Below are 23,772 nucleotides of genomic sequence, written 5' to 3'. Positions count from 1 at the left end.
CTTACTAAAATCATTTATTCGGTTGAGGAGTATATCTCAAATAAGGTTTAACCTCTCTTACTCCTTTTGGAAACTTATTGATAGCATCGGCGGTCGAAATTGATGGAACTACAATTGCATCATCTCCGTCTTTCCAATCGGCAGGCGTAGCAACTGAATACTCCGCTGTGAGTTTCAGAGAATCTATTACCCTCAATAATTCTTGGAAATTCCTTCCTGTTGAAGCAGGATACGTCAGCATTAATTTAATTTTTTTATCAGGCCCAATTATAAATACGGAACGTACAGTGGCTTTTTCAGAAGCATTAGGATGAATCATATCATACATTTCCGCAACAGTTTTATCAGGATCAGCAATAATTGGAAAGTTCATTTTTACGCCGTTGATTTCTTCAATGTCTGGTACCCATCTATTGTGCGATTCTAGGCTATCCACCGAAATAGCAATTACCTTAACGCCTTTCTTTTCAAAATCTCCTTTCAACAAAGCTGTTTTACCCAACTCCGTAGTACAAACTGGTGTGAAATCAGCAGGATGTGAAAACAACATACCCCAAGAATCTCCCAACCATTCATGAAAGTTGATGTGTCCTTGTGTAGTCTCTGCCGAAAAATCTGGTGCGATATCGCCTAATCTGAGTGACATATATTTAAGTATTTAATTGTGATAACCTCTGTAATTACAACAAAACTATACGCATAATAATTGCATAAAGACTTATTTTTCAAATAAAAACAGAAACCATTTTAGAATACTGATAAACTCAATTATTTTTGAATAAATAATCAAGATCGATGCTCCAAACAGACACTTTGAAATTTTCCTATCAAAATAAACAAGTATTTAGATTTCCTGATATCCATTGCAAAAGTGAAGAAACCTTGCTGATTCTGGGCAATTCTGGAACGGGAAAAACTACCTTCTTAAATTTGCTTGCTTTGTTATTAAATCCATCAGATGGTGTTCTTAATATCAACAACACCGATACGGCAAGGCTGAATGAAAAATCAAAAACTGACTTTAGAGCAAAAAATGTGGGAATAGTCTTTCAAAAACCCTACTTTGTAAATGCCTTGAATGTTTCTGAAAATCTTGTTTTAGCGAATTATCTAGGAAAATATCCAATGGATAAATTAAAAGCTGAAGACTTAGCCAAAAAACTAGGATTCGACCATCTTATGTCTAAAAAAGTACAAGAGCTTAGTGGAGGTGAACAACAAAGGGTATGTATAGCTAGAGCACTGATGAATAACCCAAAAGTTATTTTGGCTGACGAACCGACCTCTGCACTGGACGATGAAAACTGCCAGAAAGTTGCCGATTTACTTGAAAAACAATCAAAAAGCATTGGTGCGGCATTAATCATCGTAACCCATGACCACCGATTAAAATCAAGATTTTCTAACCAAATAACCTTATAAGATGCTACTAAAAATAGTTTGGAAAAATATTTGGGCAAAAAAACTCAATAGTTTCCTTTGCATATTGTTGATGATGTTTGGCATCAGTATTATTTCGCTTTTAATTAATATTGGAAACCAGCTACAAGATAAATTTTCCAAAAATATTTCGGGCATCGACATGGTAGTAGGTGCAAAAGGCAGTCCGCTACAATTGATTCTTTCTGGTGTTTACCAGATTGATGCCCCTACAGGCAATATTCCTATGTCAGAGCTTCAGTCTCTTCAGATGAATCCACTGGTAAAACAGGTATTGCCTTTATCTATGGGCGATAATTATCAAGGATTTAGAATTGTGGGAACCATCCATCCATATCTCAAACATTTTGAGGCCGATTATGCCGAAGGCGTAGGTTTCAAAACCAATATGGAAGTTGTAATAGGGTCAACAGTAGCAAAAAAGCTCAAATTAAAACTTAATGACAGTTTTGCTTCGTCACATGGATTAGAAAAAGAAGGAGAAGCACATGGTGATAAAAAATACAAAGTTGTGGGTATTTTGAAGTCGAATAATTCGGTAATAGACAATTTGATACTGTGCAATCTGAATAGCATTTGGGAGATTCATGACCACGAAAATGCTGAAATGCATGAAGGTGAAGTACATCAAGAGAAACAGGATATTACTTGTGCGTTGGTTAAGTTTAGGTCGCCGATGGGTCTAATGACCATCCCTCGATTAATCAATCAAAATACACAAATGCAGGCAGCATTGCCAGCTATTGAAATCAATAGACTTTTTGAGCTCATGGGGATTGGTATAGACGCATTCAAAGCCCTTGCAATAGCCATAATGCTTATAAGCGGTATAAGTGTGTTTGTAACGCTCTATAACGCTCTGAAAGAACGTAAATACGAAATGGCTTTGATGCTGTCTATGGGTGGCAAAAGACTTGTTCTTTTCCTCATGCTTATGCTGGAAGGTTTAATATTGAGTATTTCGGGTTTTGTTTTAGGTATTATTTTAAGTAGATTCGGATTGTGGTTGGCCTCCAGAATGCTCGACCAAAACTTTAACTTTGACCTGCAGCAGAATATGCTACAAAAAGAAGAAATATATTTATTGATTGCAGCGTTATTAGTTGGTATTTTTGCAGCATTGATACCCTCTTTGGGCATCTATAAAATTAACATTTCAAAAACATTGGCAAACGACTAAAATGAAAAAAAATCTTACGTTCTTGTTCTTATTGCTCTCAATTCCTGTTTTAGTAATGGCTTTTGCCCCTATAAAAATTACTTGGGAAAACCTGAGAGACGTTACTTTTAAGAAAAAATGGAATGCCACAGAGAATATGTTTGTGTTGGAACCGCAGTTTGGAGCCAAGGTAAATGCCTTAAAAGGCAAAGAAGTAGCCTTAACTGGATACATGATACCTGTAGATGTGGATGCAAATTACTATGTATTATCAGCAAATCCATTTGCTTCGTGCTTTTTCTGTGGTCAAGCCGGTCCTGAATCGGTGGTGTCGGTAAAATTCAAGAAGGTCACAAAAAGGTTTAATACTGATGATAGACTCACTATAACAGGTATTTTTACACTAAACACAGACGACATAAACGAACTAAATTACATTATAGATAAAGCAGAAGTAGAATTATGAAAAACAAAATTGCCCTAACCCTCATCTTTACCATCATTAGTCTAAGTAGCGTATTTTCTCAATATGAAAACAATTGGGCCGTTGGGCTAAAAATTGGAGAACCACTTGGACTGAACATTAGAAAATATTTCTCCTACGGAGACAGAGTTTTCGATGTCAATATTGGTAGTTATGGTTTTTTGTATGGTAGAGAAAGAAACTATGGAAAAGACCAAATCTATAATGAAGCAGGGGTAATGGTTCAAGGAATTTACCAATTCCACAGAAGTCTTGGAAAAAACGAAAGATTACATGCTTATTATGGCTTTGGAGGACAAATAAACTCTAGAAACAGAGCACCTAAATTAGGGGAAAGGGATGCTTTTAGAGTAATCTCATTAGGCCCAGCTGTAAACTCAGGTATAGAATTTAGTATACCAGAGAACGACTTGGCGGTTTTCATTGATGCTGGAGGATATCTAGAAATCGCACCTAAACCTTTCTTTATGGCTCCCAATGTCAACTTGGGTCTAAGAATCAACATCATAAAATAATTTTTTTGGCCTTCCAACCTTTCTGCGTCTTTTTGAGTCCTTTAAAAAACAACCTGTTTTTTATGAATTCACAAATACGTTTAGTAGGTAAAACCAACGTAACACCTAACAATATTATATTCCTCAAAGCAGAAGCCAATTATTCGGAAGTTTACATGACGAATGGCCAGAGGATAATCCTTTCTAAGACGCTTAAACAAATGGAAGTTTTATTTGCTCCATTTGGTTTTTACCGTCCCCACAAATCATTCTTAATCAATTTAAGTCACGTTATTTCTTGTTCTGTTCATACAGACAGGCAAATTGAGCTGACCAATAACTTCAAGGCTGAACTCAGTAGAAGGAAAAAGAATAGTTTTTTGGAAATGCGGAACAACAAAAAAGTCTCTCATTTCTGAGAGACTTAAATATCCAATCTATAATTTATTATCTTTTAGACTTTTCCACAAACGTTTTGTTGGTTGGACCTGTATAAATCTGACGTGGTCTACCTATCGCTTGTTTTTGATCACGAAGTTCTAGCCACTGTGCTATCCAACCTGGTAAACGACCAATTGCAAACATTACTGTAAACATGTTGGTAGGAATTCCTAAGGCCCGATAGATTATACCCGAGTAAAAGTCTACATTCGGATAAAGCTTTCTAGAAACGAAGTATTCATCTTTCAACGCCGCTTCTTCTAATCCTTTGGCAATCTCTAAAACTGGATCGTTAACACCCAAAAGTGACAAAACATCATCGGCAGCCTTTTTGATAATTTTAGCTCTTGGGTCAAAGTTTTTATATACGCGGTGTCCAAATCCAAATAATCTAAATCCTGAGTTCTTATCTTTTGCTTTGTCGATATATTTCTGTACATCTCCACCATCGTTTCTGATTTCTTCCAACATCTCTATAACCTCTTGGTTGGCACCTCCATGCAATGGTCCCCAAAGAGCTGATATACCGGCAGAAATACTTGAATAAATATTGGCTTTTGAAGAACCTACCAATCTTACTGTAGAAGTTGAACAGTTTTGTTCGTGATCGGCATGCAGTATCAACAATTTATTCAATGCTGAAGAGACTTTAGGGTCTACTTTATAATTCTCTACTGGCAAGGCAAACATCATGTGAAGGAAATTAGAACAATAGTCTAATTCGTTCTTAGGATAGTTGATAGGATGCCCCTGCGACTTCTTGTAACACCAAGTGGCCAAGGTAGGGAATTTGGCTAACAGACGAATGATATGAAGCTCTGTGCTGTCTGGTTTCTTGTCGTCAAATGAATCAGGATAAAAACCGGACATTGCACTTGCCAATGCAGACATGATACCCATTGGATGAGCGTTAACTGGGAAACCATCAAAGATTTTCCTCATGTCTTCGTTGACCATGGTGTGTTTTGTAATTTTATTTACAAAATCATCATATTGAGTAGTGGTTGGAAGCTCTCCATAAATCAACAAATATGCTACCTCTAGAAAATCAGCTTTATCGGCTAGGTCTTCTATAGAATATCCTCTGTATCTTAGAATACCTTCTTCTCCGTCAAGGAATGTAATATCACTTTTGGTAGAGCCAGTATTTTTAAAACCTTCATCTATGGTAATATATCCTGTTTTAGCCCTTAAATTAGAGATATCTATCGCTTTTTCGTTTTCAGAACCCTCTATTACAGGAAACTCAAACTCTTGCCCATCTATTATTATTTTTACTGACTCCGCCATAAATTTTATTTAAATTAGTATTAACCCCTATATTATCGTGCTAATTTACTAAAAATAGTACAAATGGCAAAAAAAATAAAAAATAAAACTTTCGATTAAAAATTTCAGCAATTATGAATCATTATTCAACGAAAAAAGCACAGTTTTTTACCTTAAAAGCCTTGTTCTATGATTTTTCTTGCCTAATGACAATTAATTATTATTGGCTTTATGAATAGTTTAACAAAAAAATAACCGAAGAGTAATCTTCGGTTATCTTGGTAAAGTTCAATATTTATTCTTTTCGAATTCTCCTATCTAAAATTTACTTGGCGTATGCCACACTTCTCATTTCTCTGATAACACATACTTTTATCTGACCAGGATACTGCATTTCTTTCTCTATCCTCTGTGATATATTGAAAGACATCATATTGGCTTCATCATCGGTAATGTGTTCTGCATCAACAATTACTCTGAGCTCTCTACCAGCCTGAATCGCATAACATTTTTCAACACCCTTAAATGATAGAGCCAAATCTTCCAAATCTCTCAATCTTCTAGCATAAGACTCCATCATTTCGCGTCTTGCCCCAGGTCTTGAACCTGAAATAGCATCACAAACTTGAATGATAGGAGCGATGATACACGTCATCTCGATTTCATCGTGGTGAGCACCTATGGCGTTGATAACATCTGGATGTTCTTTGTATTTTTTCGCCATTTCCATACCGAGTATAGCGTGCGGTAGATCAGACTCTTCTTGGTTTACTTTACCAATATCATGCAACAACCCAGCTCTTTTGGCCAATTTGACATTTAAGCCCATTTCAGCCGCCATGGTAGCACAAAGTTTAGCAACTTCTCTTGAGTGCTGTAAAAGATTCTGGCCATAAGACGACCTAAATCTCATTCGACCTACCATCTTAATTAACTCAGGGTGTAAGCCATGAATACCCAAATCTATCACCGTCCTCTCTCCTATTTCTATCACTTCGTTATCAATGTCCTTTCGGGTCTTGTTAACAATCTCTTCAATACGAGCTGGATGAATACGTCCATCTTGTACCAAACGGTGCATTGAAAGTCTTGCTACTTCTCTTCTTACTGGGTCAAAGCTAGAAATCACGATAGCTTCCGGGGTATCATCTACTATAATTTCGACGCCAGTAGCAGCCTCCAAAGCACGGATGTTTCTACCTTCCCTACCAATTATTTTTCCTTTGATTTCGTCACTCTCAATATTGAATACAGAAACACAGTTTTCTATGGCCTGCTCAGCAGCTGTCCTTTGAATGGTCTCAATAATAATTTTCTTCGCTTCTTTCGTAGCGGAAAGCTTAGCTTCCTCAATAGACTGTTTTATATAGCTAGAAGCTTTTGTTTCGGCTTCTTGCTTAAGTGCATCCACCAATTGCTGTTTAGCTTGCTCAGCAGTAAGGTTTGCGATTTTCTCAAGCTGAGATAATTGTTGCTGATGCAATTTTTCGGCTTCCTCTCTTTTCTTATTGGCTAACTCTATTTGCTCTTCGAGCTTTGCAGTTTTGTTGGTAAGTTCATTTTGTAGGCGGTTATTTTGTTCAACTTGCTGGGTAGCTTGTTGTTGTTGTTGTCTAATTTTTTGTTCGTTTTGATTTAATGTATTTTTTCTTGCATTAACATCTTCGTCAAACTCTGATTTCAACTTCAAAAAGTGTTCTTTGGCTTCCAACATCTTGTCTTTTTTGATGTTTTCGGCATTGTTTTTGGCATTTCTAATAATTTCTTGAGCCGACTTGTTGGCTTCCTCTTCTTGATTTGCGAGGTTTTTCTTCATCAGGTTCTGCCCGATGAAATAACCAATTGCAAGGCCTACTACGAGTCCTACAATTATAAAAAGATATACTGACATGTTTTAAAATTTAAAATTTTTATAATATCGAAACTTCCGTTTCATGGGTGATATTAAAAAATAAGCAGAATAGAATTATGCGGAATCAATTATCAAACTTAGTTTGAATACTCTCTAACCTCGAGTTTACCTCAACTTTTAACTTCTGATAGCGTTCGTTAACCATTAGAGCATCTACCAATGCCTCAACAGCTAATACAGATACCAGCGTTTGAGAGCTGGCGAAAGCCGAATATTCAGTTCTAAGTGCGGCTAAACGGTCATTTAATATTTCTTTGGCTTCTCTAAAATACCTTTCGTTGGATTCAGGAACCATAAAACGTATTTGTTCTCCATTTAAATCGAAAACAACTGGTGCGTCAAAGGATTCCATTTTTTGAACGAAAATATTATTTAGCCAATTGATTTATACAAAAATCTATTTCTTCTATCAATAAGTCTAACAATTCTTTTAGATTTTGTTGACCCATTGACTCTTTATCTTCAATATCGGATACAATCTTAACAATTTTATTTCTTATTTTAAAGTTTTGAGGGATTAATCTGGTCTCATCATCCAATTTTTCTCTCAATCCTCTAATTTCTTCGCGTAGTTGGCTGTTATTTTTCTTGGTTGCCTTGATTTCAACCTCGAGTTTTTCATTTTGATGATTTAAACCAAGTATTTGATTTTTTTGACTTTTATTTTGAGATTTCAACCGCTCAATTAGCCCATTCACTTCCTCAAACTTGGAAAGCAAAAAAGCATTGTCTTTTTCAAAGTCTTGGTCTAAAGCCATACTTATTTTCTAATTATAGCACCAACTTCATTTTCAAAAGCCCCCATTAGTTTTTGCATAGTTTTATCGATTTGTTGATCGTTCAGTGTTTTTTCTTCGTCTTGCAAAATAAAACTTACCGAGTATGATTTCTGGTCATCTGGGAGTTTTTCGCCCTGATAAACGTCAAACACATTCACGCTTTTCAAAAGCTTTTTCTCTACATTAAAGGCCACTTTCTTAATTTGATCAAACTTTACACTTTTATTCAAAACCAACGATAAGTCTCGTCTGACCTCAGGATATTTGGGTATTTCTACAAATTTGTTTTCCGAAGAATACAGTTTACACAACAAATCCCAATCAAACTCTGCATAATAAGCCACTTGCTTTAAATCTGCTTTGGCTGTAAGACTTGGATTTACCAAACCAAACTTAACCAATACTTTATTTCTTACAATGTGTTCAAGTCCATAAGCAAAAGCTTGATTTGAAGTCTCATTGGTATCTAACTTCTTGATTTTCATCAGAGCCAAAATTTGACTCACTGTTTGAAATAAATTATGGTAACTAACTGCAGAGCTATTTTGCATCCATGACTCTGAAGAAATATTACCCGACATCCAAACACCCAAAACCCTATTTTCCTTAATTTTGGTTTGTCCATCCACTATATTTTTAATGTAGGTTCTACCAAACTCAAAGAATTTCAAGTCCTTGTTTCTTCTGTTAATGTTATAAACCAAAGCATTAAGTCCAGAGAATAACAAAGACTGACGCATCTCTGAAAGCTCTTCGCTCAACGGATTCAATAATTTTACTACAGAATCTGCTTGATTGAGCCAACTGTTATCGGATGGCTTTACAATCGAAAGACTTTGAATTTCATTGAAACCCATAGCCGCCAAAGCATCTGAAAGCTTATTTTTGAGCGTTTCAGGGTCTTTTTCTGGAAATTCGGCGATGAAATCTGAACTAAGGCTGTCTGAAAGTTCAATGTTTTCAAACCCGTAAATCCTCAATATTTCTTCCACCACATCGGCTTCTCGTGTCACATCCACTCTATAGGGTGGCACCGAAACTTTTAATTGCCCTTCTGACTTGGTAATCAACTGGATATCTAATTTTTCAAGAATATTCAAAATCAGTTCTTCCCCTAGTTTTTTACCTAAAAGTCTATCTATGTTTTTGATTTTGAGGTCAATCTCAAAGTTGGAGATAGGTGTCGGATAAATATCAAACATTTTGTCGGTCACCTGCCCCCCAGCCAAATCCAAAATAAGCTTGGTAGCAAATTTTATAGCAAAAGGTGGCATATTGGGATCGGTACCTCTTTCATATCTAAATGAGGCATCTGTTTTAAGTCCATGTTTGGAGGCGGTTTTTCTGATAAAAACCGGATTAAAATATGCTACTTCCAGAAAAATATTCTTTGTAGTAGCTTTTACTCCTGAATTCAAACCTCCAAAAACTCCAGCAATTGCCATAGGACCATCTGCATTACAGATAGCCAAATCTGTACCGTTCAGTTTCCTTGTTGTACCATCTAAAGTGATAAGTTCCGTCCCTGCCTCAGGACATTTTACAATGACTTTTTGGCCTGCGATAGCATCTGCATCAAATATATGCATGGGCTGTCCTAGGTAATGGCAAACGTAATTTGTAATATCTACAATATTGTTGATAGAATTCACGCCAATGGTATTGAGGAACCTTTTCAACCATTCTGGTGATTCTTTTACTTCAACATTATGGATTTCTAGACCACAAAATCTTGGGCAAGCAATGACGTCTTCTACAACTAAATCAATGGTAGCTGCTGAATTGCCCATTGAAAAACCAGAAACCTCTGGCATTTTAACGGACGAATCACTGACTGCTTTTATATCTCTGGCAACTCCTAAGTGAGAAGCGGCGTCGGCTCTGTTGGGTGTCAAGCCAATTTCAATCACATAGTCTGGCTCAAGGTTAAAATACTTAGCAATGGGACTTCCCAAAGGCAAATCTGTATCCAAAACCAAAATGCCAGCATGTGACTGACCAAGACCTATTTCGTCTTCAGCACACAACATACCTTCGGAAATGGCACCCCTAATTTTAGATTTTTTTATGGTAAAAGCTTCGCCAGAAGTAGGATACAAAGTTGCACCAACCAAAGCAACAATTACTTTTTGGCCAACTGCTACATTTGGAGCACCACATACTATCTCTAATAGAGCTTCTCCACCTACATCAACTTTGGTCAAGTTTAGTTTGTCAGCATCAGGATGTTTTTCGCATGAAACCACATGACCCACCACCAAACCTTCTAAGCCTCCTTTTACGGCATCAACTTTTTCAATTGCCTCTACTTCAAGACCCGTATCAGTAAGAATTTCACCTAGTTTCTGTGGATTGTGATCAAAATCTATAAGGGTTTTTAATTGATTATACGAAATCTTCATTTGTTCTAAAAAAAATTTTACAAAGATAATTAAATATAAATAAAGGGTTTTGAAAAGATGAGCTTAAAAACAAAATGAATCTTTATTCAAACAATTTTCTAATCCAGAAACACCTTAATCAAATTTCTACAATCACATGATTTTGCAGTAAAAACAAATGTATCCGTTGGATAAGTTTAAGAATAATTGGGCTTTTTTGGCACAACTTTGGTAAAAGGAATATCAACGTGATTTCCAAATTAAAAAAAATAAAACGAACCAAGAACATGAAAAACGATTGATGAAATCAGTCGTTTTTTTTTCAAAAAAAATATTTCTCAACGGAATAGCCAAATGAAAAATAAACGCCATGCATAAAAGATAATATCAGGGATCAGAAGTATTGATTTTATGGTTAGTTATAGGAATAATCATGTAAAAAGGCAGAATATATCTGCCTTTTTCATTTTAAAAATATCCAATTTTGCACACTATCATTCTGATAATCATATAGCTTCGTCTATCAGATACAAAATTGATTCGTAGTTGACACCAACAGCCTCACTCATGGCCATCTCACAGGTTTTTGTAGAAGAATAATACGCTTCTGCAGAGCATTGTTTGACTTCATTGGCTTCCTCAAAAGTAGCCGAAGCTGTCAGGTCAGGCACCAAGAAACCTCTGTCACCTGCCATTCCACAACAACCGGCACTGATTGGCACATTTACTTTTTCAGCATATGCCTGAGCTATCTCCACAAACTTATCGTTGGTTTTGAGTTTTTGTAAAGAACAAACCGGATGTAGAACAATTTCACTTTTACGATTTACTACTCTTTGGTAGGGCATCACATATTCATGAATGAAATCTATGCTATCCAAGATTTTTAGTTTATGAAACTTGACTTTATTGTCAGGGGTTAAAACCGACGAAATACTTTTCAGTGTATACTGGCATGAACTTACGTCTATTACAATGGGCAGTAGGCCTTCATTAGAACTTTGCCACATTTTTTCTAAAATATCGTTGGCTGTATATTCAAAGGCATTTGAAAATCCCTTGGAGGAGAAAATCTGACCACAGCAGGCGTTTTGTATTTCGCTCAATATCACTAAATTGATGTCGGCCTTTTTACAAATGCTATAAAAAGTTTCCATCAGATTTTTCTGCTTGTTGGGGTAGGATCCCATCATGCGGGTTATGCAGGAAGGAAAATACACCACCGTAGTTCCTTTGAGAGAAGTCCCTTGATTTGAAAGGTTAAAATCTGGTGCTTCTGAAATCTGATTAGACCAGACTGGTACAGACGAATTTATTTTATGTAGCCTTGAAGTGATGGAGATCATGGTATTTTTTCCAAAAATTCGATTCAATCCATGACTAAATTTTATACCAAATCTAAGAAGGTCAACTACAAAACCAAAATTCTTTGCGGCAGCTAAAGCCATCCATTCCTCCATTTGAGAATGATTGTTTACCCTTAATTTTTTCACTAAATCTCCTGTATTGATATCTACAGGGCAATTTACAGCACAAAGGCCATCTACTGCACAGGTTTCTAGTCCATCAAACTGAAACTGATTGGCCAGCAAATTATATTCTTCGATTTTGTTTTCTGCTTTAAGGTTTTCTAAAACCCTACGGGTAACGATACGCCTGCGGGGAGATGATGTATAATTTTTACTTGGGCAGTTGGGCTCACAAAATCCACATTCTATACACCTATCTACTTCATCCTCCACTTTCGGCATTTTCTTGAGGTGATGAATATGTGCATCGGTTTTATCATTGATGATTACACCAGGATTGAGTAAGTTTTTTGGATCTACGGCCTTTTTCAGCCTTTTCATGATTTCATAAGCCTCCTCTCCCCATTCCGTAGCTACAAAAGGAGCCATATTACGACCCGTTCCATGCTCTGCTTTTAGGCTGCCGTTGTATTTATTGACCACCAAATCCACCACGTCTCTGATAAAGAGGTCATATCTCCTTATTTCTTCGGGCGAATCAAAAGCCTGAGTGACCACAAAATGAATATTTCCGTCTTTGGCGTGTCCAAATATTATTCCGTTGAGGTAATTAAACTTCTGAAATAAGCCTTGAATGTCAATAATGGCCTGCCCCAAATGAGCAACTGGAAAAGCTACATCTTCTAGAATGACGGTAGTGCCGCTGGCTCTAACCGCTCCAACCGCCGGAAAAAGCCCCTTTCTTACTTTCCAATAAAATGCTTGTTGTTTCGCATCTTTTGTAAATTGGGCCTCCTCTATCAGGTAAAATCCTGACAATTGCTGGCTGAATCTGGCTACAGTTTGGTCTAAATTTTCTTCTGAGTTTTCTTGGAACTCTACCAGTAAAGCCGCCGCTTCAGTTGGAAGTGTTTTGACGATATCGGGCATGCCATCCATATCTTGAACAGACCTCAAAGAAGCTCTATCCATCAATTCAACCATCATGGCACCACAAGCTATCAAAGGCTCTATGGCTTGGCAAGCACTAAAAATATCTTTGAAGTATAATAAACCTGTCGATTTATGTGGAAAATCTATCACCGTATTCATTACGGCTTCAGCAATAAAGGCCAATGTACCTTCACCGCCAATCAACAAATGGGCAAAAATATCCATTGGATTTTCATAATCTACAAAAGCATTCAATGCATACCCAACCGTATTTTTGGTTTTGTACTTATCTCTTATTTTTAACTTTAAAACTTCATTTCTTAAGATTTGCTGTCTTAAGTCATTTATTTCTTGATATAAATGCTCGTTTTCTTCATTAAATCTTGGGTAATCGTCTGGATTTTCAGTAGAATATACTTTCCCATTTGGAAGAATAAACCTGATGTATTTTATGGTATGATAGGAATTCTGAGCTACACCACAACACATGCCACTGGCATTGTTAGAAAGTATTCCACCCATCATGGCGGCATTTATACTGGATGGATCAGGGCCAATTTTCCTACTAAATCTCCTTAAATGTGCATTCACCATAGCCCCAGTGATGCCCGGCTGTACTCTGACAGTTTCGGCTTGGTCTTCTACTTTTACTTTGTTCCAATACTTACCCAAATCTACCAAAATTCCATCGGTAATGGATTGACCTGAAAGACTGGTCCCTCCTCCCCTAAAAACTAATGGCACATTGTTCTTTTGGGCATATGCGAGCAGGTTCATAATCTCGGTTTCGGAGCTGGGCTGCACAACGGCTTTTGGCACCAAATAGTAAAATCCAGCATCGGAAGCATAGGAAACCAAATCAATGTATTTATCCTTAACTTTTTCGGGAGAAAGAATAAGACGGAGGTCAGTACTTAAGGACATATTATTTATAGGTATAGGGCTATTTTCTATATATTGTGGTGGGTGCCGCTTGGGCTTTGGCGAAAATGGTCATGTCAGCTATGGTGACATGGTCGGGTGCCATAACGCAATAGTTGATGGCATCGGCAATATCCTTAGCAGTTAGGGGTGAAAAACCTTCATACACTTTGGCCGCTCGCTCTAGGTCTCCTTTAAACCTTACCACCGAAAACTCTGTTTCCACAGCACCTGGAGCTATATTCGTTACTTTTATACCATGCTTGGTCAAATCCAAACGCATGCCTTCACTGATGGCCTCCACACTTTTTTTGGTGGCACAATATACCGCACCATTTTCGTAGGTTTGTTTACCTGCTACCGAACTCAAATTAACTACATGGCCTGTTTTTCTTTCAACCATACCAGGTAACACCATTTTAGAAACATAGAGCAAACCGTTTACATTGCTGCCTATCATCATTTGCCAATCTGCCACCTCACCCTCATGAATTGGTGATGCCCCATGGGCATTCCCAGCATTGTTGACCAAAATGTCTATATTTTTCCATTCCGCAGGTAGAGATTCGATGGCATTTTTTACGGATTCAAAATCACTCACGTCAAAAGTTAATAAATGAGTTTTTACTTTTGATGCTAGTTTGGAACTTAGTTCATTGAGTTTTTCGATTCTCCGTCCACACAAAATGAGGTCGATGCCGCTTGCTGCAAATGCTTCTGCTGTGGCTGCTCCTATGCCTGAAGATGCTCCGGTTATTAATGCTATTTTGTCCATTATTTTTGTTGTTTTGTTTTACCACAGAGTTTTCTCTGATTTACTATGTGTTTTTAATATACATGGAATTTTCGCTTTGCTCATGATTACTAGGCTTTTGAATAGTTTAACTATATGACCTCTGTGCCTATGTGTTTTTAAATAAAATAGGACAACCTTACTTCATCAATTTCCTGTAGGCCTCGGTTTTGTCGGGGTCTAGGGCAGACATGATATTGAAGGCTTCTTGTTTTTCTTGTTTTGTGCCTTCAGAAAAAATATTAATTAACTCCAGAGATTTTGCATCAAAAAAAGCGTTGATAATGATAGAGTTTGCTTTGAGATTGGCGATGATTTTGATTGTATTCAAAAACTCCAAAGCTATTTTTCTACTGTTCGCCGGATTATTGGCAAAGTCGTCTAAGGCCAATCGGTGGTATTCATAAAAACCATCTCTGTAAGCATTAAATTGCTGATTTCTCAAGTTTTCCATCACCCAATATCTACTTCTCACATCCGAATCATAAGACCATGCTCCTTTGCCTTGGGATGCTCCTGCCAGTGTAACCACATTAAATAACCGCTCCAAATAGGGATTTCCACCTAATTTTGAAAACGAATCGTAGTCTATCGTAAGTGCTGTCAAAGAATAAAATGCGAGTGTTGAAGTCAGAAGATTGGAATAATTCTGCTCATTGAAAATCATGGTGCGGTCTTCAGGGGCAAACGAAACCGTGAAATTTTGGTCGATGTATTGAAAAATAACACTTTCGTAGGTCGTACCATAAACGGGCCTGATTACTTGGAACTGAGCATTGCCCGAATATCGATATTGACCACTGGTGTTGATTAAGTTGATGATGAGCGAACACTTTATCTTTTCTCTTTCCGAAAAAACATCGTTGGTCCACCGTTGGTTGTTCATAAAACCCGCAATGGCCTGTTCTATTTCGGTAAATATCTGTTTGTCGCCTGAGGTCGTTGCTTTGAGTTGCGACGAATTCACGACTACTTTGCAAGACAGTTCTTGTGCAGAAATTTCAGAAAAAACGCCTAAAAACAACAGTATGAAAATCTTTTTTATCATTTTGTAGAATGGTTTATATACGCCAAAACCGATTTTTTGATATCTTCGGCCACCATTTCTTTTGACTTTAGGTCAAAAATACTTTCGTTACCTCGTTTGTCCAAAATCGTGATTTTGTTGGTATCATAACGAAAGCCCGCCCCTTTATCTTGTAAAGAGTTCAATACTATCATGTCAAAATTTTTCCTTTCCAGTTTGCGTTTGGCGTTTTGGAGTTCGTCGTTGGTTTCGAGGGCAAAGCCCACGTGTATCTGATGGCCGCTCTTTTTGCCTCCCAGAAAACCCGCAATGTCTTGGGTTCTTTCTAGTTCTACGAACATTTCGGCATCGTTTTTCTTGAGTTTTTTCTCGGCTATGGTCTTCGGTTTGTAGTCGGCTACGGCGGCAGAAAATATCACAATGTCGGCATCGGCATGATATTCAGCCATGGCGGCAAACATTTCCGCTGCAGAGCGAACACCGATGTTATTCACTTTGGCGAGCGTTTTCAGGCTATTGGGGCCTGCCACCAAAGTTACGTCCGCACCTGCCAGTGAAAATGCCTTGGCTATTTCAAATCCCATCTTACCCGAAGAATGGTTGCTGATATATCGTACCGGGTCGATGTCTTCTTGCGTAGGTCCGGCTGAAATCAATACTTTTTTGCCTATCAAGGCAGGATTTTGAGCAAAATGTGCTTCCAAAACCTCCACCATTTCCTCTGGTTCAGCCATGCGGCCCTTGCCTTCAAGTCCAGAGGCCAACTCGCCTTCATTGGGTTCTATGACATAGTTGGCGTTGTCGGTCAGGAGTTTGAGGTTGTTTTTGGTGGAAAAATGGGCGTACATGTCCAAGTCCATGGCTGGGGCGAAGTACACCGCACAACGTGCGGAAAGGTAGCTGGCCACTAGCAGATTGTCACAGATTCCATGTGCACATTTGGCCAAGGTGTTTGCACTGGCGGGTGCTATCAACATCACATCGGCCCACAAGCCCAGTTCCACATGGTTGTTCCACTGGCCGGTTTCATCAGCTGCAAAGGCCGACAAAATGGGGTTTTTAGACAAAGTGGCGAGTGTTAGGGGCGTGATGAAAGTCTTGGCGGCATCGGTCATGATGACTTTTACGTTGGCCTCTTCCTTCACCAAAAGCCGCACCAAAGAAGCGATTTTGTAAGCCGCTATGCTCCCCGACACGCCTATCAATATGTTTTTGTTTTTGAGAATCATTCTCTATTGTTTTGTCCCCCGCAATGTCACTAGAACGCAAAGGTAATTTTTTACTTGGATTCTATTTAAAACCGTTTTATCAAATGACCAAGTATCGCACTCGTTATAAAACTTGTTTTTGACAAAAATAGTAAATTAGGGCAAAATAATGGTGGGTAGGGTTTTAAAAATGTGGACTGATGTTGAAAACGAATATAAGAAAATTTTTAAAATTGCGTCAAGAAAACAAATTTTCGATTTTTAGGAAGACTACGTTTAGCTTCTAAATTTTAGGATTTTTTGAAATTATTAGAAGAAATCTTACATTTGTAAAGGTTCTAATATGAAATAAATAAACTAACCCAAACGCACGATAATCTTTACTAAATCTTATTTTTTAAACAATCATATAAATACTAAGGCAAAAAAATAAAAAGGCCTATGAAATTTAAAAGACTTAGGAAGGGAGTTTGAGTAATATATTCTTTTGAAGAAACATTAAGATAAAATATGGAAAATGAATTAATTAGTAAATCAATACCCGTCGTTCTGCTTCTAATTTTAGGCATTATTGAAGCAATGGGAGGATTATACCTTGAAGATAGAAGAACTAAAAATGATTGGACAATTGAATTGGTTAGTCTATTCACTTTACCAACGCTAGTGCAACCAGCGATTTTTGTTCTAACCATTTGGGTAGGCAAAAACTGGCTTCCTCAATACGAAGACTACTTTACAAATTCTGCAATTGGATGGCAAGTTTTGGCCTTTTTAATTTTAGATGATATGACACAATATTGGTGGCATAGGCTGTCTCATTCTAATCGGATGATGTGGAAATTGCACAGACCGCACCATGTTGTAGAAGAAATGGGCGTACTTGTAACTTACAGAAACGCCATACTTTATTATGCACTAATGCCTGGTATTTGGCTATCAGCTTGCTTAATATTTTTAGGAATGGGATATGTTTATTTATTCTATCTACCAATCAAACTGGTCATTATTTTACTCGCACATAGCGAAACCAAATGGGATAGGTTTCTATATAAATATAAATTTCTAAATCCTATTGCTTGGATCGTTGAAAGAATAATTTCTACACCCTCTACACATTTTGCCCACCATGGACTTACAGCCGAAGATGGTGTTTCACACCCAAATGGGAATTATGGAAATTTACTTTTTATTTGGGATATGATTTTTGGAACAGCTAAGATAACCAGAAAATATCCCACAAAATTTGGAGCATGGAATCAAATAAAAGAGCCATGGTATGTTCAATTGATGTTTCCTTTCATTCGGTCAGAAAGACCAGAAAGTGAATTACATTCTTTAAGAACAAAAAACGATTATGACCCTTCAATTGACTATAAAGAATTTGATAGTTAAATGATTTAAAAATTGTTTTCCGTTAAAATTTAGGGCTTTGTTCGGAATGCACTACCTGAAAAGCTGTCGAAGTTCAACCTTAGGTCGTATTTCTCCTTTTTCCAGACTTTTCTTATTCTGCATGTTATGCAGAAGGGTATTTTGGACTTAAACTAATATTGAAATATTAAGTCGTATTTTATAAGTATAGCAATCCCAAAGTCAAAAATAAACAATTTAATTGTCTCCAATCCCAACAAGTCATCCTCCCAAAACAAATACCCACACTTTCAAAACAAAATTCGGGCTTATCAAATCAGGGTTTTAGTTTTTGATGGAGATTCTGTTAATTTCGCTGATAAATAAAAAAATTAGTGAATATATGGCCGCAAACAGCAAGTCCAATCAACTAACCTTCAGCCTATTTTTTATTTATTTGGTCGTTTTGTTTTGGATCATCGTCCTAAAAATGAGCGTGCGGTTTACCTATATGGGTCAGCAAAGAAGTATGAATCTCATTCCATACAACCAGCCTTTGATGCTCGATGGCAAGGCAGATCTGGGCGAAATTATATTGAATGCCCTCGTTTTTTTACCAATGGGCGTTTATGTAGCTATTTTGTTTAAAAAATGGTCGGTCATAAAAAGCATTTTATTCTTCAGTTTGAGTAGTTTGGTGTTGGAAAGTATCCAATACATTACAGCACTCGGAGCTTTTGATATTACGGATATTATCAACAATTCGCTTGGTGGGACATTTGGCCTATTTCTATTCAAAATACTTGAAAAACTAATTGGAAATAACCAAAAAGCACAAAAAATCGTGAACATCGTTGCTCTTTTGGCCACGACGGCCTTCATTTCACTTTTTCTTTACCTCAAAGTAAACAAGCTTTTGATGTTTAGGCAATGAGAAATGTAATATGGCTTCTTAAATCTATAATTCCCAAATTAATACAATAGATGATAAGCCATTCCACTACTTCACCATCCAAATCTGCTTCAAAGCTTCCATGAGTTCACTGTGATAATTGGCGGCTATGGGTACAAATTCTTTTTCGGCTACCGAAACTTGGTGGCGTTCTATTTTCTGGATATGGTTGAGATTGACCACGTAAGATTTGTTGACACGCATGAAGCTTTTATTTGGCAATAGTTCCAAAGCCTCCGTCATGGTCATACGGGTGACGGTTTTTTTGTCTTTTTCTTTGAATGTCAGGTAGTTGCCTTCTGACTGCACATACAACAAATCTGCCAACACAATCCGCACCAAGTCGTAAGAATCTTTGACAAAAAGATAGGGCGTTTCGGCTTCCTCTTTGCTAAGGGTGTCCATGGCTTTCTGGCAGGCCTTCATAAACCGCACAAAATCAAAGGGTTTTACGAGATAGTCTATAGCACTGAGATTAAAAGCATCGGCGGCATATTGGCTGTAAGCAGTGGTGAATATCACACCACAGCTTTTGGGCAAAAGTTGAGAGAAATCTAAACCAGTAATGTCAGGCATATTGATGTCTAGAAAAACCAAGTCCACTGGATAGGTTTTGATATATTCTAAGGCCTCCATGGCACTCACAAAAGTTTCTTTGAGTTGAACAAAAGTAACTTTATTGGCGTGTGCTTTGATGACCTCCAAGGCCATGGGTTCGTCGTCTATCGCTATGGCTTTTAGCATGAATTTGATTTTATAATTTTACTTGCATTTTAACTTCGAAAACCTCGTTTTCTGAAGTTGTGATTAATGAATAACGGCCTGGATAGTATAAATCTAAGCGTCGACGTGTATTTTCAAGACCAGTTCCTGTTCCTATTTCAAGCTTATCGGCTTTCTTGACGATGCTGTTTCTAGATTCAAAAAGCAAAATTTTATTTTCTACCCGCAGTCTCATGTCAAAAAAGGATTCATTGTTGACACTGATGCCATATTTAAAGGCGTTTTCTATAAAAGGGATGACCAATAATGGAGCAATATTGGCCGGTTCGCCGTCCCAAAATATTTCTGTACTCAACTTAATATTCGGCCGGTCAGGAATTCGCATTTTTTGAAGTTCTATGAAGTCCTCTACAAACTTGAGTTCTTTTTCTATGGGTGAACGCTCAGTTTTGGTTTCTTCCACCACATGTCGCATGATTCTAGAAAGCCTTTCAATGCCTGAGGCGGTCTTAGGGCTGTCTTCAACAATCGCCTGTCCATAAAGGTTATTGAGTACGTTAAACAAAAAGTGGGGATTGATTTGGGCTTTCAAAGCCACCAGCTCTGCCTTAGTTTTCTGAAATGCCAGTTCTCTAATTTTTTTGTAGGATTCTGAAGCATAAGCAAAGTAAGAATACACCACCATAGAAATGAGCCAAAGGTTGGTAAAAAACTTTGGAAGCCCCATAACCTCTAGTCTTTTGGGAGTTACGGCACTTAAAAACAAATAAATGAATCCATAGAAAAATACCAAAATGACCAAATAGAAGAATTTACCCTTGCGGCCTTCTTCTACAAAAAGGTTTTTGAAAAGCAATTGGTAGTTGAATTCACAAAGCAATAAAGTAATTCCCAAAATTGTAAAAAAACCTGAGCCCGATTTGAACAAAAGTACACCCCAGAAACCGAATACTTTCCCTATGGCATAGGACTCCTTATAAACTTGGGAATTTGGTATTGAACTTTTCGTTAGTAAAGAATTGTGTTTCGACAAAAGCTTATCAACGCCTAGCTCTATTTGGAAATACCAATAAGAATGAATTAGGGAAAGAATAGTTAGGCCCAAAACCATCCAAATCCAGTTTTCTTTTACAAAAAAACTAACTTTCGAAAACTGTATTTTTAGACTTTCTTTATTCACTTTATCGAAACCTTTGATGGCTTGGCTGTTATTTTTCGGTAAATCTAAGGCGTTTTTCATAAATTTAGAAAGTTTTAGTGGATTCTATTGGGTTTATTCTTGAAATAGATATTGGCATTTACATAAGTTATGAACCCAAAAAGTAGCAGAAAAGGCAGATTGTTATTAAAATTCTCCATATCATTTGGTGGCTTTTTTGGATCCCTGATAAAGGTTTAAAAAAATGTAAAACACAATGCTAAAAATGATTCTTGTTCGGGTAAAAACATCGGATAAGTTTTTATCTAAATCATAGCCACTGAGGTAATTCATCAGCAGTCCAAAACCAAAGAAAGCAGGAAAAAAAACTAAACTATAAACCAGAAAACGCTTGTTGAAAATTTCCATAATTATGCTCATTTTGAAGTAGTTAAATCAATATTTCTATCAAAATTTGTTGCGTTACTTGAACTTAATAATATAGGCAAAAGAGCAAACGGGATGGCCAAAGAAGCGTCGTTTCGAAGTGTAAGAAGCATGGCGGCTATCCAAATAAGAATTGCTACTGACTTAACCCATTTACTGGCATGAAAGCCTTTATCTGATTCATTCCCATCATTCAGTAGCCCTACACCATCACGGGTAATCAAGTAGCTTATATGAAAATCAAAGCCCATTTTTATATTTACCTTGTATGTCACCATTTTGTCTTCTTCTAAAGACTCAAAATGGTGCTCTGACCCCCAAAATGACGTTTTCTCCGAAACCACAACTCCATTCAGCTTCACTGTTTCTTTCCCCCAAATGGTGTTGTCAAGGGTTAGTTCAGTGCTTGGGTTGATTTTTAGTGTCAAATATCTCATTGTCTTGCATTTTAAATATTTATTCAAAATTATGTAATGGCTTTTTTTATAAAAGTAAATGTTACGAAGTCCCATAAAGTCGGGATGAAGTCTGATTTGTTTGTAATTATGATGGCATTAATTGTGAGCCGAAACAGCCCCTTTTTCTATGTCAATAACTGGGGTGAGATCATTCAACTTTGGTAAGGATTCTTTTCTTGCTTGATTTTCAACTTGTTTTTCTCTTTCTAAAATCAGCGTTCGACTTGGCTCAGGAGCTTCGGCATATTCGCCAGGAATGATTTCTTGTTGCTCACAAGATGCAAAAAATAGGGTGGTAAATACTAACCCAGCGATGATGCTAAACTTTTTCATTTTTGTTTATTTTGATATTGTTTTTAAATACTTCAAAAGGTGTTTCCTTTTGTTTGATGATTCAAAAATATACTACCAACACTGCCCTAAAAAACAGATGTGATGAAGTGGAGAAACCTTGGGATAAAAGTGTCGAATCCTGTGAAAACAAAAAAAAACGACCAGAAAGTCGTTTTGATTTTTAAATTATCAAATAGAATAAATTTGTGTATTCTACACAAGGCCAAATAGATGAAAACAACCATAAACAAAGAAAAATCACCAATAACAAGGTTGAAATTGAGTTGACTAGCCCAATATCTTAAACACTTGGACATTCACTTACAAAATTGTAAAGAGTTGATTTACAGAAAAAAGAATCGAGATAAAGGTAAACTTGGAGGCTAAAACATAAAAGACTGACTATCAAAACAATGGCTCGTCATCTCTTTCCCATTTAATAACCTGGGTATTTTGTTTGAGATACCACAAAGCGGTTATCAAACCCAAGACTGCAAAAGCCCAAACGGTGTAATAGACACTAGTTGAAGGCATAATGACATTTTTATAGTAATTATAGTTGAGTTTGGGCATGGTATATATTTCTCTGAAAATATACTCAGGCACATACATCAAAGTGGAAGTCAGCAAAACCACCCAAAAAGAAGCAGTACGATAATAAATGTAAAGCAAAATCATAGATTGTATAACCATAGAACTCACTGCAGCTGGCATATAAAACACAATGCAAATAAAAGAAATGGCTATCATGGATTTTTTGAGGGTATAGTTTCTTATAAGCCCATGTCCCAAAACACCAATCTGGAAAATAATCATAGATGCGTTTAGAATCGTAGCAAACCACCATGATTTACTAAAACCTGTCATCTTATCCATTTCTTCACTCATCATGAAGTAATCTAAAAAAATACTGGATATCACGCTCCAACAAATCGCCACCACGAACAAAATCATCATGACTTTTGAAGAAACTTTAGAGAAATAGGGTAGTTCTTTTTTGTTTACATAAAAACCAATCGTGGCAAAAACCAAAAAACTCAAAACCATAAAAATCATTATCATGTCGGTGGATTCAGTCATTGTAATGGTCTTCTTGGACTGAGAAAGCATAATTCCGTAAATAAAACCCGACAAAAACAACAATGCCACAGAAGAAAACATCAAAACCCAAGCGGTGCCAATGGTCATGCCCGTTTTCTTTTTTAGTAAATCCAAATCATTCATTTGTTTTTAGGTTTTTATCGAGATTTTGCAAAATTAGAAACTAAAAAGAGAAATCATAAATAATATTAATATACGGATAAAATCTAGATACAAATTCCTTTCTCTATTTGAAGCAAATGAATTATCATTTTTGACGAGATTCTAAATGGATTCTCGAACTGAGTTATCACACAAAGTTTCGCAAATAATTTAGTTGAATTTTATTGCTCAAGTTTATTATCTACTACCGATATTACTTCTTTTGCAGCTGGAATTATGGTAGTTTCCTGAGCCTTTCCATTTGGCCTTTTTTGTGTTGCAAATTCTGGTTCCATAAAATCTTTGATTTGTGAAGCACTAGTAGAATAAGTGTTTTGAGGCATAACTTCATTGCTTTCACATGATGTAAAAAATACTGTTGTCAATACGAATCCAGCGATGATGCTTAATTTTTTCAT

The 23,772-nt window shown here is 36.8% G+C and carries 24 protein-coding genes; 7 read left to right on the top strand and 17 right to left on the bottom strand.

From position 1 onward, the window contains the following. Positions 1-10 precede the first annotated feature (10 nt). Positions 11-646 (bottom strand): peroxiredoxin, encoded by a 636-nt coding sequence (locus EGI24_RS10430; protein ID WP_255048329.1) that lies wholly within the window; start codon positions 644-646, stop codon positions 11-13. Positions 647-795: 149 nt separating this feature from the next. On the opposite strand from EGI24_RS10430, the gene EGI24_RS10425 reads away from it, so the two are divergent. From EGI24_RS10425 to EGI24_RS10405, 5 genes are all read left to right on the top strand, one after another. After that, positions 796-1,422, top strand: coding sequence for an ABC transporter ATP-binding protein (locus tag EGI24_RS10425; RefSeq protein ID WP_255048328.1), 627 nt, complete (start codon positions 796-798; stop codon positions 1,420-1,422). 1 nt (position 1,423) lies between these two features. Continuing rightward, complete coding sequence (locus EGI24_RS10420; protein WP_255048327.1) at positions 1,424-2,620, top strand: ABC transporter permease; 1,197 nt, start codon at positions 1,424-1,426, stop codon at positions 2,618-2,620. 1 nt (position 2,621) lies between these two features. Beyond that, complete coding sequence (locus EGI24_RS10415) at positions 2,622-3,065, top strand: DUF3299 domain-containing protein (RefSeq protein ID WP_255048326.1); 444 nt, start codon at positions 2,622-2,624, stop codon at positions 3,063-3,065. After that, positions 3,062-3,598, top strand: a complete 537-nt coding sequence (locus tag EGI24_RS10410) for a hypothetical protein (RefSeq protein WP_255048325.1) — start codon at positions 3,062-3,064, stop codon at positions 3,596-3,598. Before EGI24_RS10415 ends, EGI24_RS10410 begins: the two co-directional genes overlap by 4 nt. 62 nt (positions 3,599-3,660) lie before the next feature. Continuing rightward, the gene (locus tag EGI24_RS10405; protein ID WP_255048324.1) at positions 3,661-3,996 is read left to right on the top strand and encodes a LytTR family DNA-binding domain-containing protein; all 336 of its coding nucleotides are present in this window, start codon (positions 3,661-3,663) and stop codon (positions 3,994-3,996) included. A gap of 28 nt (positions 3,997-4,024) precedes the next feature. Here the strand turns inward: EGI24_RS10405 and EGI24_RS10400 are convergent, their stop codons facing one another. From EGI24_RS10400 to coaBC, 9 genes are all read right to left on the bottom strand, one after another. Beyond that, positions 4,025-5,308 (bottom strand): citrate synthase, encoded by a 1,284-nt coding sequence (locus EGI24_RS10400; protein WP_255048323.1) that lies wholly within the window; start codon positions 5,306-5,308, stop codon positions 4,025-4,027. Between the two features lie 304 nt (positions 5,309-5,612). Next, a complete protein-coding gene (gene rny / locus EGI24_RS10395) occupies positions 5,613-7,178 on the bottom strand; it encodes a ribonuclease Y (RefSeq protein ID WP_255048322.1) in 1,566 nt (521 codons plus the stop codon). An 85-nt stretch (positions 7,179-7,263) separates the two neighbouring features. Beyond that, complete coding sequence (locus tag EGI24_RS10390; protein ID WP_255048321.1) at positions 7,264-7,551, bottom strand: cell division protein ZapA; 288 nt, start codon at positions 7,549-7,551, stop codon at positions 7,264-7,266. A gap of 16 nt (positions 7,552-7,567) precedes the next feature. Continuing rightward, the gene (locus EGI24_RS10385) at positions 7,568-7,957 is read right to left on the bottom strand and encodes a hypothetical protein (protein WP_255048319.1); all 390 of its coding nucleotides are present in this window, start codon (positions 7,955-7,957) and stop codon (positions 7,568-7,570) included. Positions 7,958-7,959: 2 nt separating this feature from the next. Beyond that, positions 7,960-10,380, bottom strand: coding sequence for a phenylalanine--tRNA ligase subunit beta (gene pheT, locus EGI24_RS10380; protein ID WP_255048318.1), 2,421 nt, complete (start codon positions 10,378-10,380; stop codon positions 7,960-7,962). 485 nt (positions 10,381-10,865) lie between these two features. Further along, positions 10,866-13,685 carry an FAD-binding and (Fe-S)-binding domain-containing protein gene (locus EGI24_RS10375; protein WP_255048316.1) on the bottom strand — a complete coding sequence of 940 codons (2,820 nt, stop codon included), beginning with the start codon at positions 13,683-13,685 and terminating at the stop codon, positions 10,866-10,868. A 19-nt stretch (positions 13,686-13,704) separates the two neighbouring features. Beyond that, on the bottom strand, positions 13,705-14,457 hold the full coding sequence (locus tag EGI24_RS10370) for an SDR family NAD(P)-dependent oxidoreductase (protein ID WP_255048315.1): 753 nt from the start codon (positions 14,455-14,457) through the stop codon (positions 13,705-13,707). A 157-nt stretch (positions 14,458-14,614) separates the two neighbouring features. Further along, a complete protein-coding gene (locus EGI24_RS10365) occupies positions 14,615-15,523 on the bottom strand; it encodes a DUF4835 family protein (protein ID WP_255048313.1) in 909 nt (302 codons plus the stop codon). Further along, positions 15,520-16,731 carry a bifunctional phosphopantothenoylcysteine decarboxylase/phosphopantothenate--cysteine ligase CoaBC gene (gene coaBC / locus EGI24_RS10360; protein ID WP_255048312.1) on the bottom strand — a complete coding sequence of 404 codons (1,212 nt, stop codon included), beginning with the start codon at positions 16,729-16,731 and terminating at the stop codon, positions 15,520-15,522. Before coaBC ends, EGI24_RS10365 begins: the two co-directional genes overlap by 4 nt. Positions 16,732-17,220: 489 nt before the next feature. Here coaBC and EGI24_RS10355 point away from each other — a divergent pair, with 489 nt between their 5' ends. Together EGI24_RS10355 and EGI24_RS10350 are read left to right on the top strand one after the other, a co-directional pair. Then, on the top strand, positions 17,221-18,102 hold the full coding sequence (locus EGI24_RS10355) for a sterol desaturase family protein (RefSeq protein ID WP_255048311.1): 882 nt from the start codon (positions 17,221-17,223) through the stop codon (positions 18,100-18,102). Between the two features lie 361 nt (positions 18,103-18,463). Next, positions 18,464-18,994, top strand: a complete 531-nt coding sequence (locus EGI24_RS10350; protein WP_255048309.1) for a VanZ family protein — start codon at positions 18,464-18,466, stop codon at positions 18,992-18,994. 66 nt (positions 18,995-19,060) lie between these two features. On the opposite strand, the gene EGI24_RS10345 is transcribed toward EGI24_RS10350, so the two are convergent. The 7 genes from EGI24_RS10345 to EGI24_RS10315 all read right to left on the bottom strand — a co-directional run. Beyond that, the gene (locus EGI24_RS10345) at positions 19,061-19,756 is read right to left on the bottom strand and encodes a LytTR family DNA-binding domain-containing protein (protein ID WP_255048308.1); all 696 of its coding nucleotides are present in this window, start codon (positions 19,754-19,756) and stop codon (positions 19,061-19,063) included. Between the two features lie 10 nt (positions 19,757-19,766). Continuing rightward, complete coding sequence (locus tag EGI24_RS10340; RefSeq protein ID WP_255048307.1) at positions 19,767-20,975, bottom strand: sensor histidine kinase; 1,209 nt, start codon at positions 20,973-20,975, stop codon at positions 19,767-19,769. Positions 20,976-21,095: 120 nt separating this feature from the next. After that, positions 21,096-21,302, bottom strand: a complete 207-nt coding sequence (locus tag EGI24_RS10335; protein ID WP_255048306.1) for a hypothetical protein — start codon at positions 21,300-21,302, stop codon at positions 21,096-21,098. Positions 21,303-21,310: 8 nt separating this feature from the next. Next, positions 21,311-21,757, bottom strand: a complete 447-nt coding sequence (locus EGI24_RS10330; protein ID WP_255048305.1) for a hypothetical protein — start codon at positions 21,755-21,757, stop codon at positions 21,311-21,313. A gap of 117 nt (positions 21,758-21,874) precedes the next feature. Next, complete coding sequence (locus tag EGI24_RS10325; protein ID WP_255048304.1) at positions 21,875-22,111, bottom strand: hypothetical protein; 237 nt, start codon at positions 22,109-22,111, stop codon at positions 21,875-21,877. A gap of 405 nt (positions 22,112-22,516) precedes the next feature. Beyond that, positions 22,517-23,335 (bottom strand): hypothetical protein, encoded by an 819-nt coding sequence (locus EGI24_RS10320; RefSeq protein ID WP_255048303.1) that lies wholly within the window; start codon positions 23,333-23,335, stop codon positions 22,517-22,519. Between the two features lie 200 nt (positions 23,336-23,535). Then, positions 23,536-23,772 (bottom strand): hypothetical protein (locus tag EGI24_RS10315; RefSeq protein ID WP_255048302.1); only part of this gene is annotated, 237 nt, incomplete at its 5' end.

Origin of the sequence: Lacihabitans sp. CS3-21, from assembly GCF_024343675.1 — a bacterium.
Classification (GTDB): Bacteria; Bacteroidota; Bacteroidia; order Cytophagales; family Spirosomataceae; genus Leadbetterella.
This window is presented reverse-complemented; position numbering and strand designations above follow the sequence as displayed.

Excerpts from the sequence above, each read along its gene's own strand:
- EGI24_RS10430 (WP_255048329.1), bottom strand. The coding sequence starts at position 646 with ATGTCACTCAGATTAGGCGATATCGCACCAGATTTTTCGGCAGAGACT.
- EGI24_RS10425 (WP_255048328.1), top strand. The coding sequence starts at position 796 with ATGCTCCAAACAGACACTTTGAAATTTTCCTATCAAAATAAACAAGTA.
- EGI24_RS10420 (WP_255048327.1), top strand. The coding sequence starts at position 1,424 with ATGCTACTAAAAATAGTTTGGAAAAATATTTGGGCAAAAAAACTCAAT.
- EGI24_RS10415 (WP_255048326.1), top strand. The coding sequence starts at position 2,622 with ATGAAAAAAAATCTTACGTTCTTGTTCTTATTGCTCTCAATTCCTGTT.
- EGI24_RS10410 (WP_255048325.1), top strand. The coding sequence starts at position 3,062 with ATGAAAAACAAAATTGCCCTAACCCTCATCTTTACCATCATTAGTCTA.
- EGI24_RS10405 (WP_255048324.1), top strand. The coding sequence starts at position 3,661 with ATGAATTCACAAATACGTTTAGTAGGTAAAACCAACGTAACACCTAAC.
- EGI24_RS10400 (WP_255048323.1), bottom strand. The coding sequence starts at position 5,308 with ATGGCGGAGTCAGTAAAAATAATAATAGATGGGCAAGAGTTTGAGTTT.
- rny (WP_255048322.1), bottom strand. The coding sequence starts at position 7,178 with ATGTCAGTATATCTTTTTATAATTGTAGGACTCGTAGTAGGCCTTGCA.
- EGI24_RS10390 (WP_255048321.1), bottom strand. The coding sequence starts at position 7,551 with ATGGAATCCTTTGACGCACCAGTTGTTTTCGATTTAAATGGAGAACAA.
- EGI24_RS10385 (WP_255048319.1), bottom strand. The coding sequence starts at position 7,957 with ATGGCTTTAGACCAAGACTTTGAAAAAGACAATGCTTTTTTGCTTTCC.
- pheT (WP_255048318.1), bottom strand. The coding sequence starts at position 10,380 with ATGAAGATTTCGTATAATCAATTAAAAACCCTTATAGATTTTGATCAC.
- EGI24_RS10375 (WP_255048316.1), bottom strand. The coding sequence starts at position 13,685 with ATGTCCTTAAGTACTGACCTCCGTCTTATTCTTTCTCCCGAAAAAGTT.
- EGI24_RS10370 (WP_255048315.1), bottom strand. The coding sequence starts at position 14,457 with ATGGACAAAATAGCATTAATAACCGGAGCATCTTCAGGCATAGGAGCA.
- EGI24_RS10365 (WP_255048313.1), bottom strand. The coding sequence starts at position 15,523 with ATGATAAAAAAGATTTTCATACTGTTGTTTTTAGGCGTTTTTTCTGAA.
- coaBC (WP_255048312.1), bottom strand. The coding sequence starts at position 16,731 with ATGATTCTCAAAAACAAAAACATATTGATAGGCGTGTCGGGGAGCATA.
- EGI24_RS10355 (WP_255048311.1), top strand. The coding sequence starts at position 17,221 with ATGGAAAATGAATTAATTAGTAAATCAATACCCGTCGTTCTGCTTCTA.
- EGI24_RS10350 (WP_255048309.1), top strand. The coding sequence starts at position 18,464 with ATGGCCGCAAACAGCAAGTCCAATCAACTAACCTTCAGCCTATTTTTT.
- EGI24_RS10345 (WP_255048308.1), bottom strand. The coding sequence starts at position 19,756 with ATGCTAAAAGCCATAGCGATAGACGACGAACCCATGGCCTTGGAGGTC.
- EGI24_RS10340 (WP_255048307.1), bottom strand. The coding sequence starts at position 20,975 with ATGAAAAACGCCTTAGATTTACCGAAAAATAACAGCCAAGCCATCAAA.
- EGI24_RS10335 (WP_255048306.1), bottom strand. The coding sequence starts at position 21,302 with ATGGAAATTTTCAACAAGCGTTTTCTGGTTTATAGTTTAGTTTTTTTT.
- EGI24_RS10330 (WP_255048305.1), bottom strand. The coding sequence starts at position 21,757 with ATGAGATATTTGACACTAAAAATCAACCCAAGCACTGAACTAACCCTT.
- EGI24_RS10325 (WP_255048304.1), bottom strand. The coding sequence starts at position 22,111 with ATGAAAAAGTTTAGCATCATCGCTGGGTTAGTATTTACCACCCTATTT.
- EGI24_RS10320 (WP_255048303.1), bottom strand. The coding sequence starts at position 23,335 with ATGAATGATTTGGATTTACTAAAAAAGAAAACGGGCATGACCATTGGC.